This window comes from Serratia fonticola, assembly GCF_001006005.1.
Lineage (GTDB): Bacteria > Pseudomonadota > Gammaproteobacteria > Enterobacterales > Enterobacteriaceae > Chania > Chania fonticola.
On sequence record NZ_CP011254.1, the window covers coordinates 657,064 to 673,406 of the forward strand.

The following is a 16,343-nucleotide window of genomic DNA, read 5'->3' on the forward strand; positions in this document are numbered from 1 at the left end:
ATCACGCCAACTGAGTGGCTAATTTAATCGAGATCGCCATGCTCTCAGACTTGGCTTTACCTGTCCAGGCAATATCAAACGCGGTGCCGTGGTCGGCAGAAGTCCGGATAAACGGCAAGCCCGCCGTGATGTTAACCCCGTCGTAGAAGCCCAGTAGCTTGAGGGGGATATGCCCCTGATCGTGGTACATGGCGACCACCATATCGTACTGGCCTTCATAAGCCTGCAGGAAGACGGTATCCGGTGGGCACGGGCCTGAGACATCGATCCCAAGCTGTTTTACTGCCGCAATCGCCGGGCTGACAATGTTGATCTCTTCATCGCCAAACAGGCCATGTTCACCCGCGTGGGGGTTAACGCCCGCGACCGCGATCCTTGGATGTTTAAAACCGACGCGCTTGAGGAAGGTATCCGCCATCGTCACCACCGTTTCGATCCGCTCGGCATTCAGCGTATCAAGGAACTTGCGCAGGGCGATATGGGTGGAAACATGGATCACCTTCAGCTTATCGGTGTACAACACCATCGCATAATCCCGGCTGTTGGTCAGTTTTGCCAACAGCTCCGTATGGCCTGGATACAGATGCCCGGCCAGATGCAGCGCCTCTTTATTCAGCGGCGCCGTGGCGATGGCCATCACCTCACCCGCCATGGCCAGTTCGGTGGCACGCTTTACGCATCGGTAAGCCAGATCGCCCGCTTGTGCCTGCACTTTCCCCGGTGTCAGCGCTGCGGGATCCTCTAGCGGTTCATCAATCACGTTGATAATTCCGGGCGCAAAGCGTGCCTCCGAAACGTTCAGGATCGGCCTCAATTCGACCTTTGGCACGATCTCCAATGCCTGAATACGTTGCAACGTTTGCAGACAGCCCACCACGACCGCTGGCGTTCCCGCCAACTCGCCTTCAGACAGCGCCTTAATGATAATTTCTGGCCCAATGCCTGCCGGATCGCCCATGGTGACCGCAATCGTGTTATTTGCCACTGTACATCTCCTCAATAAAATAAAGTGCATCCCGCAGCGTTGAAGCGCCGCCAAATCCGCCGGCCTTGGTGATCACCGGCAGATCGTCGATCTCGCTGTTGACGAAAGTGCCACAGGGCACACAAGGAACAACCTCACTGGTAATACGGTAACCTTCCGCACCCAGCGCTCTCGCAACCGCAATGGCGATATCGCCGCCGGTCAGGAACAAGCCACCAATCTGAGCCTGATTGATAATCGCCAAGGTGATGGAGCCTAATGTCTGGCTGATTTTGTCCCCCAACTGCTGGCGCGAAAGATCATGCTTTTCACAAAGCGTATCGATCATCTGGCGAGCATCGGCATCTCTGCAGGTGCGTAGCACGCAGTGCTGCCGATCTCGCAGTACGCTGACAGCCTGACGAATAATTTCATCTACCGCAGACTGGCTGTGCAGTTGCAACAAGGCTTCAACATCAATGTCCAGTATGCCGAGCGATTTTTCTTCTGCGGCAAACACAATCTGCTGTCGGGTGGCTTCACTCATCGATCCGGCAACCACCAGCACGGGCAGACGCTGGCGAGCAGCCAGATAGCTGCTGGCTGGCAATGCATTTGCCAGCCCGGCAGCGCCCACCAGCAGATAACGGCTGCCGAGTTGCTGGATTGCCTGTGCCAACTGCGCCAGATCGCCATCCGTTTCGGCATCAACTACCACAATCGCTGGCCCGTTGTGGCTCAGGAGCGGTAACTCGCGGCCTAGCTCGCCACTACGTACTACCTGTAAATCCAACTCGTGGATCGGATAGGCAGTCTGCAAACCAATCAAGGTCTTGATATGAGAAGAAACGATCGGCGTTTTCGGATCGCTGGCGAACTCGGTTTCCACCAACGGTACGCCGTGAACCCGGCATTCACCATTGAGCGTTACCCGTCCCGCAGCGGGGATGGCTGCGGCCACGATAGCCAACTGCGCACCGCTGGCGACCATCGCCGCTTCGATCTCGGCCCCTACGTTACCGCGAAAGGTCGAGTCGATTTTTTTATACACCAGGGGCGGCGTATCGCTCTGGCAATAAGCTCGCAAGGCTTCGCTCACCTTGGCGCTCGCCATTGCAGGAGATAACGCCCGGCTTTCGGTATTGATCACCAGCACATCCGTGCGCCGGGTAGACTGTGGTAGCTCGTTGAGCACTACATCGGTACGCGCGCCCTTTTTTGCCAATTGCACACCGGTATCGTTGGCTCCGGTAAAATCATCGGCAATCACGATCATCTTCATGCTGTCTCCTTCAGCGCTGCGCCCTTCGCGGCATTACGCTTCGCCACCCAAGAGCTGAGAATCGGGGTCAGTATAGCGGTGGTGATCACCGAAGCGGCAATCAATGGGGCCGCAGCAGCCGCGACGCTAGCCAACGAAGGATCCGCCTGGGCAATCGCCAATGGCGTCGCCACCGCATTACCGGCAGTGCTCGATGCTGCCGCACCGGCAATACCTGAGCCACCCACCAGCCGATCGGCGCGAATATTAAAGAAACCGCCGACAAAAGTGGTCAACACGCCAAGCAGAACCCCGGCCATACCGCCTTGCAGTAATATTTCCAGATTGATGCCAGCACCGAGCGCGAAGGCAAAGAATGGGATCAGGATTGGGCCCCCCTTGGTGAGGAAGTCGCGCATCTGATGATCCAGATTACCCAACATCATCCCTACCAGCAGGGGAACCAACACCGCCACCAGCGCCATCAGTGGGATATTCGCCATACCTGCCGCACCCAACGCGATCATGGTGAAGAACGGCCCGTCATTCAGGGATAGGATCGAAATCGCCCCTACGTCCCGCTCATTACCAAACTCGCCTACCAACGCCGCATACAGGCCACCGTTGGAGTTGCTCATTGCGGCAATGATCGCCACACCGGTCAGGCCGAAAATACCTTCCGCACCAAACAGATGTTCAACGCCTAACCCCAAGGCCATGGCAACCAGCAGCTTGGTCAAGGTAATAGTGCCGCCTTGCAACAGTGCCTGCGGAGCCGCCTTGAAGCTGATGCCAGCCCCCATGCACAGCAGGAAAGCACCAATCAGTGGAGCCGCACCGTTTTTAAACAGTGCCGTGGTGAAGCCGCCGATATCCAGCGCCTGTGGAGCAAAGGTGTTGATCATTGCGCCAAGCACCAGTGGGACGACCATCATCCCCCCAGGGATTTTCTCTATTGTCGCCTTAATTTTCATCCTACCCTCGTCATTATGATTTATTTTAATCAAAATGATTATATTGAATCAAAAAATAAAAAATCGGCGCTGTGTCGCAGATTAAAAAATCAGTAACATGATTATTTGATTTTATTTAATCACTACAAAAGGGAGGAAAGGCGGCCGAGATTCGGCCACCTGGGACTCATAAGGGGCGCAGTATCCTGCGTCCGTCTGGATAATCAGTAGTTGAGCATAAACGAGCGGTAGGCTTTCAGCACCGTCAGGAAGTCTTCGATGCCGCAGAAAGAGAGGCTCTCTTCGTCGTAGTAGTTCATCCCCTCTTCCATTTCGTCACCTTCGAACTCCAACTGGTTGGCGCGGATCATCACCTCTTCACCGTCCATCAGCAACGTGTATTCGTGACCTTCCAACTGCCACTGACGCTCACTGCCCTTGACCCCTGCCGCACCGGCTTCAATACGGTCCAGCAGGTTAAAATCACCGTTGAGCTCTTCGTTAATCCAATGGCCGATGGCCTCATGCCCCATCGAAAATCTGACCACCACCTGACCGGTTACGTCACGCAGAAATTCGTAATCCATAGCATGCCCTCCTGAGCCGTGTATAAGACTGAGTTTAACCCTAAATTCGCGGCTAACTCAGTGAGCGCTCGCAAAGTTGTTCAATAATTCGTGGCGCAATATAACGGCCTGCCCTCCACTTGGGAAGCGGGAAGGCTCTCGGTGCCTGCTATGGACGGGCAATTGTTGTTATCATGACACTTCTTAGCCCTTACCCAAGCCTGAGCCGATGATCGACAGCGAAATCACCCTGAAAAAATTGGAAATCTTTCTGGCGTTTATGGAGAAGGAGAACATCGGCCGAGCCGCCGAACAGCTTGGCTTGAGCAGCGTTAGCGTGCATCGTGCGTTACATACCCTGGAAGAGGGCTTTCGCTGCCCGCTGTTTATTCATAAAGGACGCAACCTGCTGCCCCTGCCCGCAGCACTTACGCTGGCAGAATACGCACGCGATATCGTGGATCTCACCTACAAAGGCATCGAAGAAACTCGGTTGAAGGCGGGGTTTGGCCAGCAACGCATGCGTATCGGCACGCTCTACTCACTGACGCTGGAAACTATTCCACGGTTGATCATGGGGCTGAAGGTACGCCGCCCGGCCATGGAGATCAGCCTGACGATGGGATCGAATGAGGATCTGCTGGCCCAGTTGGAGAACCAATTGCTGGACGCCATCCTGATTTCGGTTTCGGACAGTCAAATCGATCCGCTACGCTTTGAGATCCTGCCGCTGTTTGAAGATGATATCTATCTTGCCGCACCGGCAGCCTCGGCGCTAAACAGCGATGGCACGGCAGACCTGCAAGACTTTCGCAGCCAGAAGTTTGTCTCCCTGACCGAAGGCTTCGCCACCTACCACGGCTTTAGCGAAGCGTTTCAGATTGCCGGTTTTGAACCGGAAATCGTCACCCGGGTGAATGATATTTTCTCAATGCTCAGCCTGGTGCAGGCCGGGGTGGGCTACACGCTGGTGCCTGGGCGGATGAAGAAGATGTATGAACACACCTTGAAATTACTGCCGCTGTGCGAACAGTACCAGATGCGCCAAACCATCGCGCTGGTGTTCAACCGTAACCAGCAGCAGGATCCGAACCTGCTGGCGTTAACGGCGGAAGGCCGCATGTACGCACGCGGTGAAGGGCCGGTTTAATCTCGCCGATATTTAGCCACAATGCCGCAGACTGCGTTCAGCCCCAGTTGGCAGCGGGACAGCGCTTCCCCCTGCTCCATCACTTTTTTGGTCAAGCCGGTTAATACCGCGCCCGGCGGCATTTCGATCGCCAGACGGACTTCCCGTTCGTAGGCCGCCACCATTGCCTCATGCCAGCGCACGGTGCGGGCCATATTGAAGGCCAGATCGTCAGCAATTCGCTCCGGTTGCCATAACACGCGCCCGGTACTGCCACTGAGATACGCAATCTGCGGCCGGTTGATATTTACCTGCTTCATGGCCTGCGCCAGCTTTTCCGCCGGTTGTGCCAACAGGGCACAGTGGGAAGGAACGCTCACTGCCAAACGCTGGGTTTTAGCTGCACCTGCGGTTTTTGCCAGTGCCATGACCTGCGCCATCGCTGCTTCGCTACCCGCAATGACCAATTGGTCTTCGGCATTGATATTGGCCAAATAGACCGGTAGCTCAGCGCTGTTGACCTCTGCTATCAGCCTTTCCACCTGGCGTAACGGCAAGCCTATAATCGCCACCAGGCCATATCCCGCCGGATACGCCTCCTCCATTAGCTGGCCACGCAACGCCACCAACCGGACGGCATCGGGAAATGCCAAGGCCCCAGCAATCACCGCGGCCGGAAAAGCGCCGATGGATAGCCCACTGACAAAATCAGCCTCGATCCCGTTCTGCTGTAATTCCCGCGCGTAGGCCACACCGGCTATCAGCAGGCACAGCTGCACCGCCCGGGTTTTCTGTAAGGCTTCGGCACTGTCCAACGTCAGTACGTCCTGGTCAAGAACAGCGCAGGCCTCGCTTAACAACTGTCGGGTAGTTTCATTGGCCGGCAGTTGGTGCAGCATTTGAGGCACCTGCGGTCCCTGGCCGGGAAAGGTAAATAAAATCTTCATCAGATCTCCTGAGAGCTGGCCCATGGATCGGTCGTCAACAACGGCCCCTCAGCGGTTTTCAGCATCGCTCGTCCATCCCGCAGCCATTCGCTTAGGGCAAAGCCGCCGAGCGGTGTTTCTATTTGGGCATCGGCGCGGCAAGGCAGCGCCTGTAACCACTGTGCCAGCCGCTGCAACTCCTCGGGGCTGGCAGGCTGCGGGCAGCGAACCAACAGATCCAGATCGCTGTCGGCATGCATCACCGGGATTTCGGTCGCCAGCGCATAACCACAGCTGCCGGTCACGCCCCAGCCCCACGGCCAAGGCCGCTGAGCCAGCATTATGAGCGCCTGCACCGGAGGCTGGGAAACAAAGCTCGAGTGCAGCAACGCCAACGGCTCACTCACCAAAAACTCCGGCGTCACTATGCGCCGGATAGCCTCTGCACTAACCCAGGCTGCGGCGCGCTGGCTGCGTTTCATACCCCGGATCCCCACCGGGATCCGCCCGTTGCTCTGAACATCGCGCCGCACCACCAACGGTAATGAGGTGCGCCACTGCTGGCTAACCCACTCCGGCAACGCCTGGTCGGCGCTGAGGGCAGAACGGTCACTAATCCAAATCAGGTCATGCGGGCGAATCATCGGCTTCTCCAGTTACATCCCTGAGGTCAGGGTGATAAACAGCGGTAAGGTAATGATACACAACACGGAACTGATCAGTAACGTGGCTTCGGCATCCGGCGACTGCACGCCAAAACGGTTACCAAAGACGATACCGAAGAAGCCGGCGGAAAGGGCAATCATCAAAATAGCGGTGATGGCCACGCTACCGTGCAGGCCCAATGCCAGCACCAGCCCCCAGGCAATAAACGGTTGGATCAGCAGTTTGGTTACGCTCGAAAGCAGCACCGGGCCGTTGATCTGCAACTTACGGGCAGACAGGATCACGCCGGTCAGGAACAGCGCTGTCGCCGTAGCCGATAGGCCAAGCGGTTTGATCGCGGCCAGCACCATTTCAGGCATATGCACGCCTACCGCCGACAGCACCACCCCAAGCAGCGGCCCCCAGACGATCGGTTTTTTCACCGAGCGCCACATCAGCACCGGCAACATGCCCAGGCTGGAACCTTGAACCGCACCGGCTGCGCGGGCTTTTTCACGCTCGAGGATCAGCAGGCAGAACGGCGTCATCAGTACCGAACCACAGGCGATTGCCACCGCCACGGACAGCGAGGTTCCCGGCGTTTCCCCCAGTACGCTACCGAGGATCGGCAGGCCAAGCGCGGCATAGTTGGGCAACGCCACGGTGAGCGTCAGCACCGCGGCATCCTGCGGAGACTTATGGAAGATCCCGGTGCAGGTAAAATAGATCGCCGCATAGGTGATCCACATCGCCAGCACCAACACCACGATCAGCGGCGACTGCTCAACGATCCCCGCCCAAGGCGTTTGTACGGTGGCACCGAACAGGGCCGCCGGTAGTGCAAAATCCATCACGAAGATGTTGAGTAATGAAACGTTCTGGTTATCGACCATTTTTGCCTTACCGGCAAAAAAGCCCAGCAGCATAATGACAAAAATCGGTGCCAAGGCATGAATAATTACGTATGTCATAAATCACCTGTTAAAAAGAAAAAATCAGTCAGATCAGGTGCGATGGTATTAGTTATGTTGTTATATGCAGGTGAAGCTATATGCCGGGATGGAACGCATCAAAGGCGCTCTCCCGGCGGTCGTATTAGATTCCTGAACTCTGACGTAAAAATGGCTAACGTGGCATTACCACTCTGCGCGCATACGTTCACGCACCAGCGAAGAACTATGGCGGTTGTCTGCCCCCAGGCGGTTAGTTAATCCAACCCCTTCACTGCGAGTTTTAGCAATCGCCTGGACCACCGAGTGGCGCACCAGATTAAGCTCCTGCTCACTGGCCTGCAGCGGGTCACGGATATCCAGTAACTGTTCCAGCAGGCCGAGCGAGCTGTAATGCTCGATGTCATAGGCCATCGGTGGAATGGTTGCTGCCAGCTTCTCCAGTGCCTCTACGGAACGTAACGTGATGCGCGCTGCAGACTCTTTGCCCATCGCATGGATCATCACGCCTGCATCGTTGAAGGCGATCAAGCGGTTGGCCTGATAGCCGTGCGCCAGAAACGCGCCGGACATGGCTTTCCCGACGATCAAACCAATCACCGGATGGCCTGCCAGCCGAGCCTTGGCATAAGCCCCGGCCGCACCGGCCAACGCCTGATGAATACCAAAGGCCTCTTCCCGACGCCCATAGGCCTGGCTCGGCACATCGATCACCGCCACGATGGCTCGCTTTTGTGCTTTATCAACGTCAGCCGCGACCGCTTCACTGACTACCTGGGCTAATGTCCAACCTTCCAGTAAACCCACTTCACCGCGTGCGGCGCGTGGGTAATGGTTATTTGCATCCGGCACCACGGCGATAAAACGCACCGGTTGGCCCTCTAGTTCAGCGTCCGCGACCCGGATCGAGGCGCACTGCCCCTGGCGCTGATCGGCCCCCTCCGTCAGCAAAGAGAACCAATATTCTCCACGGCTTGATGATGACGTACTCATACCCGATCCTCCGCAGCAAACAGTTGAGCAATGACCGCCGAGTCCGCCTGCTGGCGGGTATCGAACTGCGACAGTTTCGGCAAGTAATAGTGATAATTGTCGGAGCGGTGCTGGGCAGGCACGCCGCGTTGCAGACAACCTGTCATCGCCGCCTTGACCGCATGCAGCGCATCCGGGACTTCTTCATCGACAAAGCCGCTGCGATAGCGCACATCGCCACCGGTCATGCTCCAAATGAAAGGCCGATCGCGGGAATCGTATTCTTCGATACCGGCTTCCTGTTCAATTACCTGTGGGCCGTTTAAGCCCAGGCGTGCTTCACGGGTGACGATCAGGTAGCTGCATAATGCAGCTGCGATCGACATCCCGCCAAAGCAACCCACGGTTCCAGCAATAATACCCACCACCGGGGTGTAACGGCGCAGATCGACAATCGCCGCATGAATATCCGCGATCGCTGCCAGCCCCAGGTTGGCTTCCTGCAAACGCACGCCACCGGTTTCCAGCAGCAAGACTGCCTGAGTCGCAATGCCGTTGCGGTTATCTTCTGCTGCCAGCTCCAGGGCCGCGGCCATCTTGGCACCGGAAACCTCCCCCATGCTACCGCCCTGAAATGCCCCTTCTACCGCCACCACCACCGCCGGTTTACCGTCAATGGTGCCTTTGGCGACCACCATACCGTCATCGGCCTGGGTGACGATGCCCTGCGGCTCCAGCCAGGGTGAAGTAATACGCTCAAATGGCCCCAATAGTTCACGAAAACTGCCGCTGTCCAGCAGATTACGAGCGCGCTCCCGGGCGCTGAGTTCAATGAAGCTGAGATCATCACGCATGGGCGGCCTCCTCAAATACCTGTTCGATACGCAACCGAGCCACCCCCGGCGTAGCGCCGAAGTCGTTAATCTCTAACCGTCCGGCAGGTAAATCACGCAAAGAAGCCAGGCGTTCAAACAGGTGCTGCCAACGCTGACGACTACCGTCTACGGAGGTTTTGATCGCCACCGTCAGTGTGCCGTCAGCCGCAGGCTCAAACAGAGCCTCCATGTCACCGGATCCTACGACGCCGGTGAGTGCCTTACCCGGCAGCGTAATGCTGGCCGGATAACTCAAATCGATATGTTCCATAACTTCCTCTGGATTGATTATTCAGCGGGCCGTAGCCCGATCGAGGAACAGAGCCGCAGCCAGTAAATCGGCCGCGCCGCCGGGTGAAGCGTTGCTCGCCAATAGCCGTTGTTCCAGTTTGGCCAACGCCGCCTGTCCTGCCGGATGTTGATATCCTCCGGCATGCAGTACCTCGGCAGACCCCTGCTGCATTGCATTCAGCGCCGTTAACCCACCACGCGACAGCACGCAGGTATCGCTCAGGGTGGTCATGATGGCCATCAGCGCATCAATCTGCGCGGCTGACTCACTGGCCCCCTGGCTCCTGCTGTGCCACAGCTGCGGCAGCGCCCGTTGCATCACATGCGGAAAACCTTGCTGGGCCTCTTCCCGCGCGCCGGGTACCTGGTAACGTTGAGTGGCTCGCAAGCCTTTGCTGAACACCTTCGGGCTGGCGTGATCCGGCAACTGCGCCAACTGCGCGGCTAATGCGCAACTGCTGGATGGTGTTGCGTTACCCCCCTGCATGGCTACCGCCGTCACCAGCAGGCCCATCGCCCAGATCGCCCCGCGATGTGTATTAACACCGGCAGTGGCTGCCATCATCCGCTGTTCACCTTCCCGGCCAATCCGGCCAACTTCCTGGCGTAATGCACTATCTGCCGGACGCTGCCAACCGGCAATCGCCAGCCGATGGAAGACCGGCGTCAGGCTGTGGGCCGAACGCTCCATCAACGCCAACGTCAGATCCTGATGCGCACCGGAACCCCGGGCATCCACCAGCCCCGGTTTCGGGCTGAGACGCGCCTCATCCACTAGCGCTTGTGTGGCAAACTCCGCCAATCGTGCGGCAACAAGATCCGCATCAGAGGCGATTAAACAGGGGGAAAGTTTCATTACCAGCTCCGGAATTTAGCTGGCGGGTCATACAAGCCGCCGGACCACTCGACCAGATCCGCTACGCTGCCCGCGGCCAGCAAAGAACGCGAAGCATCGGTACGGCGAATATCGAGATCTTCCGGGAACACCACTTTGCCTTCGCGGCGCAACTCGGCCACGCGTTTGGCGTCCACACCCAGCCCGATATCGGTGATACCGGCCACCGCAGCCACCATGGCGCGGCGCTCTTCCAACGAGCGTGCACGATACAGATAAGCAATCCCCTCTTCGGTCAGCACATGAGTCACGTCATCGCCGTAAATCATCACTGGCGCCAACGGCATACCAGACTCTTGCGCCACATCGACGGCATCGAGTTTTTCTACGAAGGTCGGTTTGGCTCCTGCCTGGAAGGTTTCCACCATCTGCACCACCAGCTTGCGGCCACGGGCCAACGGATCCGGCTCTTCGATCATATCCAACCAGGCAGGCGTAGCGTGGCGACGACCGTGTGGGTCGTGCCCCATGTTCGGTGCGCCGCCAAAACCGGAGAGGCGGCCCCGTGTCACGGTAGATGAGTGGGCCATACCGTCGATCTGTAAGGTGGAGCCGATAAACATATCTACAGCGTACTGACCGGCCATCTGGCAAAACGCACGGTTGGAGCGCATGGAACCGTCGCTACCGGTAAAGAAAATATCCGGACGGGCGGCAATATAATTCTCCATCCCCAGCTCACCGCCAAAACAGTGTACGGTCTCCACCCAGCCACTTTCGATCGCCGGGATTAGGGTTGGATGTGGGTTCAGAGTCCAGTGTTTACAGATTTTACCCTTCAGGCCCAGCTGCTCGCCGTAGGTAGGTAACAGCAGTTCAATGGCGGCGGTGTTAAAGCCGATACCGTGGTTCAGCGATTGCACCTGATGTTTGGCGTAGATGCCTTTGATCGCCATCATCCCCATCAACACATGCACCGGTTTGATCAGGCGCGGATCGCGGGTAAACAGCGGTTCAATAAAGAACGGCTTGTCTGCCACCACCACAAAATCGATCCAGGAACCGGGGATATCAACTCTTGGCAAGTCCGTTTCATCATCAACCAGTTCGTTGACCTGAGCGATGACGATGCCGTCTTTAAACGCGGTGGCCTCGACCAGTGCCGGGGTATCTTCGGTACTTGGCCCGGTGTACAGATTGCCATGACGATCGGCCTTGAACCCGGCCACTAGCGCCACGTTCGGCACCAGATCCACATACAGGCGGGAATAGAGTTCGATATAGGTATGGATGGCACCGATTTCGAGCTGCCCATCTTCCAACAGTTGGGAAATGCGCAGGCTCTGGGTACCAGAGAAGGCAAAATCGAGCTTGCGGGCGATGCCCTTTTCAAAAATATCCAGATGCTCGGCGCGGCCAACGCTTGGCATGATCATATGCAGATCGTGGACCTTGGCGGGGTTGACCTCGGCGAGCATACGGGAGAGAAAATCGGCCTGTTTCTGGTTATTACCTTCCAGCACTACCCGATCGCCAGAAACCAGCAGCTTTTCCAACACGCTGGTCAGATCGGCGGTGGGGATCACTTTGCCCTGCGACTGCCCTTGCACACTCGCGATACGGCGTTTTTTTTCCTGCCGCCGGGTATCCCAAACGCGCGTGGGGCTTTGATGAAGCAACATACCTCAACCTCCTGGGTTTACTTGGTTGTGTTCAGTACGGTTAGAGTAAGAGTCTAGGAGAACGCCATCAATCAAGCAGGGGGATGGTTTATTAGCCTGAGAGTAATGATTTCATCAAAACAAGACTAATCAATCAGTTAATATCAATAAAAGTGGGAGACGATCACAAAAAAACGGGGAACCCAAAGGCTCCCCGTGATGATGCTGACTCAGTACCGAATTACACCGCGGTTTGGAAGATCACACCGTCGGCTTTTTCCGTGTACTGGGTCAACTGGTCGAAGTTCAGGTAGCGATAGGTATCCGCCGCCGTCTTGTCGACCTGTGCCATATAGGTCTGATACTCATCAGGCGTTGGCAAACGGCCCAGCAGTGATGCCACTGCTGCCAGCTCTGCGGAAGCCAGATAAACGTTGGCACCGGTACCCAGACGGTTCGGGAAGTTACGGGTCGAGGTGGAAACCACGGTCGCACCGTCCGCTACGCGTGCCTGGTTACCCATACACAGTGAACAGCCAGGGATCTCGATACGCGCCCCGCTCTTGCCAAAGACGCTGTAGTAGCCTTCTTCAGTCAGTTGCGCTGCGTCCATCTTGGTTGGCGGAGCCACCCACAGGCGAGTTGGCAGTTGGCCTTTATGCTGATCCAACAGTTTACCCGCCGCACGGAAGTGGCCGATGTTGGTCATACAGGAACCGATAAACACTTCGTCGATCTTGCTGTTGGCCACGTCGGACAGCAGGCGCGCGTCGTCCGGATCGTTCGGCGCACACAGGATTGGCTGCTTGATATCGGCCAGATCGATTTCGATCACTGCGGCATATTCAGCATCCGCATCGCCTTCCAGCAACTGCGGATCCGTCAGCCATTTTTCCATCCCCTGAATACGACGCTCCAGAGTACGGCGATCGCCATAACCTTCGGAGATCATCCACTTCAGCAGCACGATGTTAGAGCTCAGATATTCGGCAATCGGTGCCTTATCCAGCTTGATGGTACAACCGGCAGCGGAACGTTCTGCCGAGGCATCGGTCAGCTCAAACGCCTGCTCAACCTTCAGTTCCGGCAGACCTTCGATCTCCAGAATGCGGCCAGAGAAGATGTTCTTCTTGCCCTTCTTCTCTACGGTCAACAGGCCCTGCTGGATCGCGTAGTAAGGGATAGCATGCACCAGATCACGCAGGGTGATACCAGGCTGCATTTTGCCTTTGAAGCGCACCAGCACCGACTCAGGCATATCCAGCGGCATCACACCGGTCGCGGCAGCAAAGGCCACCAGACCAGAACCGGCCGGGAAGGAAATGCCGATCGGGAAGCGGGTGTGGGAATCGCCACCGGTACCGACGGTATCCGGCAGTAACATGCGGTTCAGCCAGGAGTGGATCACACCATCACCCGGGCGCAGCGAAACGCCGCCACGGTTCATGATGAAGTCTGGCAGCGTATGGTGAGTCGTGACGTCTACCGGTTTCGGGTACGCGGCAGTGTGACAGAACGACTGCATCACCAGATCGGCAGAGAAGCCCAGGCAAGCCAGATCTTTCAGCTCGTCACGGGTCATCGGGCCGGTGGTATCCTGTGAACCAACCGAGGTCATCTTAGGTTCGCAGTATTCGCCAGGGCGAACACCAGCAACGCCACAGGCGCGGCCAACCATTTTCTGCGCCAGCGAGAAGCCCTTGCTGCTAGCCGCTACCGGCTTGGCAATGCGGAACACTTCGCTGTGCGGCAGGCCCAGCGCTTCACGCGCCTTGGTGGTCAAGCCACGGCCGATAATCAGTGGGATACGGCCACCGGCACGCACTTCATCCAGCAGCACATCAGTTTTCAGCTCGAAGCTGGCAACCAGTTCACCGGTTTCATGGTTACGCACTTCGCCTTTATACGGGAAGATGTCGATCACATCGCCCATGTTCAAGTTGGAGACGTCCACTTCGATCGGCAACGCACCGGCATCTTCCATAGTGTTAAAGAAGATTGGCGCAATCTTGCCACCCAGCACCACACCGCCGCCACGCTTGTTCGGCACGTAGGGGATGTCGTCACCCATAAACCACAGCACCGAGTTGGTGGCTGATTTACGAGAAGAACCGGTACCGACCACGTCACCGACGTAGGCCAGCGGGAAACCTTTCTTGTTCAGCTCTTCAATCTGCTTGATCGGGCCAACGCTACCCGGCTGATCCGGGAAAATACCTTCACGTTCGCTCTTGAGCATAGCCAACGCATGCAGTGGGATATCTGGACGTGACCAGGCATCCGGAGCGGGTGACAGATCGTCGGTGTTGGTTTCGCCAGTCACTTTGAACACGGTCACGGTGATCTTTTCCGCCAACGGTGAGCGAGACAGATACCATTCGGCATCGGCCCAGGACTGCATGATCTGCTTGGCGTGTGGGTTACCGGCTTTGGCTTTCTCTTCTACGTCGTAGAAGTTATCAAACATCAGCAGCGTATGGGAAAGCGCCTTGGCAGCAATCGGTGCCAGCTTTTCGTTATCCAACGCATCGATCAGCGGATGAATGTTGTAACCGCCCTGCATGGTGCCTAGCAGTTCAATGGCTTTTTCGGGGGTAACCAGGGGGGAAGTGGCTTCGCCTTTGGCAACGGCTGCCAGAAAACCTGCTTTGACATAGGCGGCTTCATCGACGCCCGGTGGTACACGGTTAATCAGCAGGTCTAACAGAAATTCTTCTTCGCCTTTTGGCGGATTTTTTAATGATTCAACCAGCGCTGCCATTTGTGTCGCATCTAATGGCTTAGGGACGATGCCCTCTGCAGCACGCTCGGCCACGTGCTTACGGTATTCTTCTAGCACGACTTTCTCCTCGCTCTCATTGTCATTTATTGTGCCTGGCGTTTTATATTCAACCGTTTTTATACCCTATGGATTTCGAGTTGTAGCTAGGCGACCAGCTCGTTCATCCCCAGGAGCTTACTACAGTAAGTGACTGGGGTGAGCGAGTGCAGTCAACAACGCTACGGCTCGAAAGACGACGGGTAGAGCGTACGGTGATACTTGTCGGGCACTGCTGTCGATATCCTGGACTGTAAGTAAGGTACAGTGCCCGGTTCCGCCCAGCCAGCATATCAGGATTTGAATCGGTTGTTAATTCGTTCACATAAAAGCAACATTAAATCTTTGCTGAATCGTTGACCGCAGCGTAATCGGCTGCAAAGCAGGCGGGACGGGCTCGGGTTCGTTACGGCACAACAGCAATCTCAGCCCAATGAGCACAACATAACGTCCATACTTTTACAATGGTTATCGATAGAGTTGGGGAAATTGGCGGGCATTGGGCACAAAAAAACCGCCATAAAGACGGTTCTTTTGTATCCGCGTGGTGTTAGCAGGCACCGAACGGATTTCTTACATCGTTAAGAACGATACAAGCGCTACCGAGCAAGGCTATTGTGCGTAAATTTGGTTAAAAAATCAACCACCCGGGTGTAAAAACGAACCTTTTTTATGTACCCTGATTTTGGGTCTGTTCTGCCGGTTTAGCAGCCGGCCATCGGGCTTGAGAACAGTGCTGCAACTACTGCGATACAGGCGCTATCGAGCGCTTGTTCCACCGGGGCTTTCCCGGTGAAGTCGCGGTGGTCGTGGTTCCACAAGGAACGCGCAATGAAAGGGAGATCACTCATTATCCTGCTCATTGTACTGGGATCGGTGTTTGGAGTCAGTAAAGGTGGCTGGTCAGTTTCCGGCAATCAACTGATCTTCAACGTTGTACTCCAGAACAAGTAAGCTACTGGCCGCTCTTTGAGCGGCCTTTTATCAGGGGCTCGCCAATCCCCCGGCTCAAGGCACAAAAAAACCGCCATAAAGACGGTTCTTTTGTATCCGCGCGGTGTTAGCAGGCACCGAACGAATTTTTTACATCGTTAAAGAACGATACAAGCACTACCAAGTTCCAGCATTGTGCGTAAAGATGGTTAAAAAATCAACCACCCGGGTGTAAAAACGAACCTTTTTTATGTACCCTGATTTTGGGTCTGTTCTGCCGGTTTAGCAGCCGGTCATCGGGCTTGAGAACAGTGCTGCAACTACTGCGATACAAGCATTACCAAGTGCTTGTTCCACCGGGGCTTTCCCGGTGAAGTCGCGGTGGTCGTGGTTCCACAGGGAACGCGCAATGAAAGGGAGATCACTCATTATCCTGCTCATTGTACTGGGATCGGTGTTTGGAGTAAGTAAAGGTGGCTGGTCAGTTTCCGGCAACCAACTGATCTTCAACGTTGTACTCCAGAACAAGTAAGCTACTGGCCGCTCTTTGAGCGGCCTTTTATC

At 56.3% G+C, this 16,343-nt stretch carries 16 protein-coding genes; 1 reads left to right on the top strand and 15 read right to left on the bottom strand.

What is annotated here, in order from left to right:
- Position 1: 1 nt before the first annotated feature.
- The 4 genes from WN53_RS02810 to yacL form a co-directional block, all read right to left on the bottom strand.
- Complete coding sequence (locus tag WN53_RS02810; RefSeq protein ID WP_046808000.1) at positions 2-1,015, bottom strand: D-threonate 4-phosphate dehydrogenase; 1,014 nt, start codon at positions 1,013-1,015, stop codon at positions 2-4.
- Positions 975-2,246 carry a D-threonate kinase gene (dtnK, locus tag WN53_RS02815; protein WP_024484335.1) on the bottom strand — a complete coding sequence of 424 codons (1,272 nt, stop codon included), beginning with the start codon at positions 2,244-2,246 and terminating at the stop codon, positions 975-977. The genes WN53_RS02810 and dtnK overlap by 41 nt, the downstream gene beginning before the upstream one ends.
- Complete coding sequence (locus WN53_RS02820) at positions 2,243-3,199, bottom strand: 2-keto-3-deoxygluconate permease 1 (protein ID WP_024484334.1); 957 nt, start codon at positions 3,197-3,199, stop codon at positions 2,243-2,245. The genes dtnK and WN53_RS02820 overlap by 4 nt, the downstream gene beginning before the upstream one ends.
- 203 nt (positions 3,200-3,402) lie before the next feature.
- Positions 3,403-3,765 carry a protein YacL gene (gene yacL, locus WN53_RS02825; RefSeq protein WP_021179705.1) on the bottom strand — a complete coding sequence of 121 codons (363 nt, stop codon included), beginning with the start codon at positions 3,763-3,765 and terminating at the stop codon, positions 3,403-3,405.
- 208 nt (positions 3,766-3,973) lie between these two features.
- On the opposite strand from yacL, the gene WN53_RS02830 reads away from it, so the two are divergent.
- Positions 3,974-4,894 (top strand): LysR family transcriptional regulator, encoded by a 921-nt coding sequence (locus tag WN53_RS02830; RefSeq protein ID WP_024484333.1) that lies wholly within the window; start codon positions 3,974-3,976, stop codon positions 4,892-4,894.
- On the opposite strand, the gene mdcH is transcribed toward WN53_RS02830, so the two are convergent.
- From mdcH to WN53_RS28555, 11 genes are all read right to left on the bottom strand, one after another.
- Positions 4,891-5,820 carry a malonate decarboxylase subunit epsilon gene (mdcH, locus tag WN53_RS02835; protein ID WP_024484332.1) on the bottom strand — a complete coding sequence of 310 codons (930 nt, stop codon included), beginning with the start codon at positions 5,818-5,820 and terminating at the stop codon, positions 4,891-4,893. The two genes, WN53_RS02830 and mdcH, sit on opposite strands and share 4 nt — an antisense overlap.
- A complete protein-coding gene (locus WN53_RS02840) occupies positions 5,820-6,443 on the bottom strand; it encodes a malonate decarboxylase holo-ACP synthase (protein WP_024484331.1) in 624 nt (207 codons plus the stop codon). The genes mdcH and WN53_RS02840 overlap by 1 nt, the downstream gene beginning before the upstream one ends.
- A gap of 12 nt (positions 6,444-6,455) precedes the next feature.
- A complete protein-coding gene (locus tag WN53_RS02845; RefSeq protein WP_024484330.1) occupies positions 6,456-7,415 on the bottom strand; it encodes an AEC family transporter in 960 nt (319 codons plus the stop codon).
- A 165-nt stretch (positions 7,416-7,580) separates the two neighbouring features.
- Positions 7,581-8,387 carry a biotin-independent malonate decarboxylase subunit gamma gene (gene mdcE, locus WN53_RS02850; protein ID WP_024484329.1) on the bottom strand — a complete coding sequence of 269 codons (807 nt, stop codon included), beginning with the start codon at positions 8,385-8,387 and terminating at the stop codon, positions 7,581-7,583.
- Complete coding sequence (locus WN53_RS02855) at positions 8,384-9,220, bottom strand: biotin-independent malonate decarboxylase subunit beta (RefSeq protein WP_024484328.1); 837 nt, start codon at positions 9,218-9,220, stop codon at positions 8,384-8,386. Before WN53_RS02855 ends, mdcE begins: the two co-directional genes overlap by 4 nt.
- Positions 9,213-9,512, bottom strand: coding sequence for a malonate decarboxylase subunit delta (locus WN53_RS02860; RefSeq protein WP_021806268.1), 300 nt, complete (start codon positions 9,510-9,512; stop codon positions 9,213-9,215). Before WN53_RS02860 ends, WN53_RS02855 begins: the two co-directional genes overlap by 8 nt.
- Before the next feature lie 21 nt (positions 9,513-9,533).
- Positions 9,534-10,388 (bottom strand): triphosphoribosyl-dephospho-CoA synthase, encoded by an 855-nt coding sequence (locus tag WN53_RS02865; protein ID WP_024484327.1) that lies wholly within the window; start codon positions 10,386-10,388, stop codon positions 9,534-9,536.
- Positions 10,388-12,049, bottom strand: a complete 1,662-nt coding sequence (mdcA, locus tag WN53_RS02870; protein WP_024484326.1) for a malonate decarboxylase subunit alpha — start codon at positions 12,047-12,049, stop codon at positions 10,388-10,390. The genes WN53_RS02865 and mdcA overlap by 1 nt, the downstream gene beginning before the upstream one ends.
- Before the next feature lie 220 nt (positions 12,050-12,269).
- The gene (acnB, locus tag WN53_RS02875; protein WP_024484325.1) at positions 12,270-14,867 is read right to left on the bottom strand and encodes a bifunctional aconitate hydratase 2/2-methylisocitrate dehydratase; all 2,598 of its coding nucleotides are present in this window, start codon (positions 14,865-14,867) and stop codon (positions 12,270-12,272) included.
- A 683-nt stretch (positions 14,868-15,550) separates the two neighbouring features.
- Positions 15,551-15,697 (bottom strand): hypothetical protein, encoded by a 147-nt coding sequence (locus tag WN53_RS28550; protein ID WP_158645259.1) that lies wholly within the window; start codon positions 15,695-15,697, stop codon positions 15,551-15,553.
- Positions 15,698-16,061: 364 nt separating this feature from the next.
- Complete coding sequence (locus tag WN53_RS28555; protein WP_158645260.1) at positions 16,062-16,208, bottom strand: hypothetical protein; 147 nt, start codon at positions 16,206-16,208, stop codon at positions 16,062-16,064.
- Positions 16,209-16,343 lie beyond the last annotated feature (135 nt).

Bases quoted from the DNA above. Each gene is read 5' to 3' on its own strand.
- mdcE (WP_024484329.1), bottom strand. From the start codon at position 8,387: ATGAGTACGTCATCATCAAGCCGTGGAGAATATTGGTTCTCTTTGCTG.
- WN53_RS28555 (WP_158645260.1), bottom strand. From the start codon at position 16,208: ATGAGTGATCTCCCTTTCATTGCGCGTTCCCTGTGGAACCACGACCAC.
- WN53_RS02820 (WP_024484334.1), bottom strand. From the start codon at position 3,199: ATGAAAATTAAGGCGACAATAGAGAAAATCCCTGGGGGGATGATGGTC.
- WN53_RS28550 (WP_158645259.1), bottom strand. From the start codon at position 15,697: ATGAGTGATCTCCCTTTCATTGCGCGTTCCTTGTGGAACCACGACCAC.
- WN53_RS02860 (WP_021806268.1), bottom strand. From the start codon at position 9,512: ATGGAACATATCGATTTGAGTTATCCGGCCAGCATTACGCTGCCGGGT.
- mdcA (WP_024484326.1), bottom strand. From the start codon at position 12,049: ATGTTGCTTCATCAAAGCCCCACGCGCGTTTGGGATACCCGGCGGCAG.
- WN53_RS02855 (WP_024484328.1), bottom strand. From the start codon at position 9,220: ATGCGTGATGATCTCAGCTTCATTGAACTCAGCGCCCGGGAGCGCGCT.
- WN53_RS02865 (WP_024484327.1), bottom strand. From the start codon at position 10,388: ATGAAACTTTCCCCCTGTTTAATCGCCTCTGATGCGGATCTTGTTGCC.
- dtnK (WP_024484335.1), bottom strand. From the start codon at position 2,246: ATGAAGATGATCGTGATTGCCGATGATTTTACCGGAGCCAACGATACC.
- WN53_RS02840 (WP_024484331.1), bottom strand. From the start codon at position 6,443: ATGATTCGCCCGCATGACCTGATTTGGATTAGTGACCGTTCTGCCCTC.
- WN53_RS02830 (WP_024484333.1), top strand. From the start codon at position 3,974: ATGATCGACAGCGAAATCACCCTGAAAAAATTGGAAATCTTTCTGGCG.
- mdcH (WP_024484332.1), bottom strand. From the start codon at position 5,820: ATGAAGATTTTATTTACCTTTCCCGGCCAGGGACCGCAGGTGCCTCAA.
- yacL (WP_021179705.1), bottom strand. From the start codon at position 3,765: ATGGATTACGAATTTCTGCGTGACGTAACCGGTCAGGTGGTGGTCAGA.
- WN53_RS02810 (WP_046808000.1), bottom strand. From the start codon at position 1,015: ATGCACTTTATTTTATTGAGGAGATGTACAGTGGCAAATAACACGATT.
- WN53_RS02845 (WP_024484330.1), bottom strand. From the start codon at position 7,415: ATGACATACGTAATTATTCATGCCTTGGCACCGATTTTTGTCATTATG.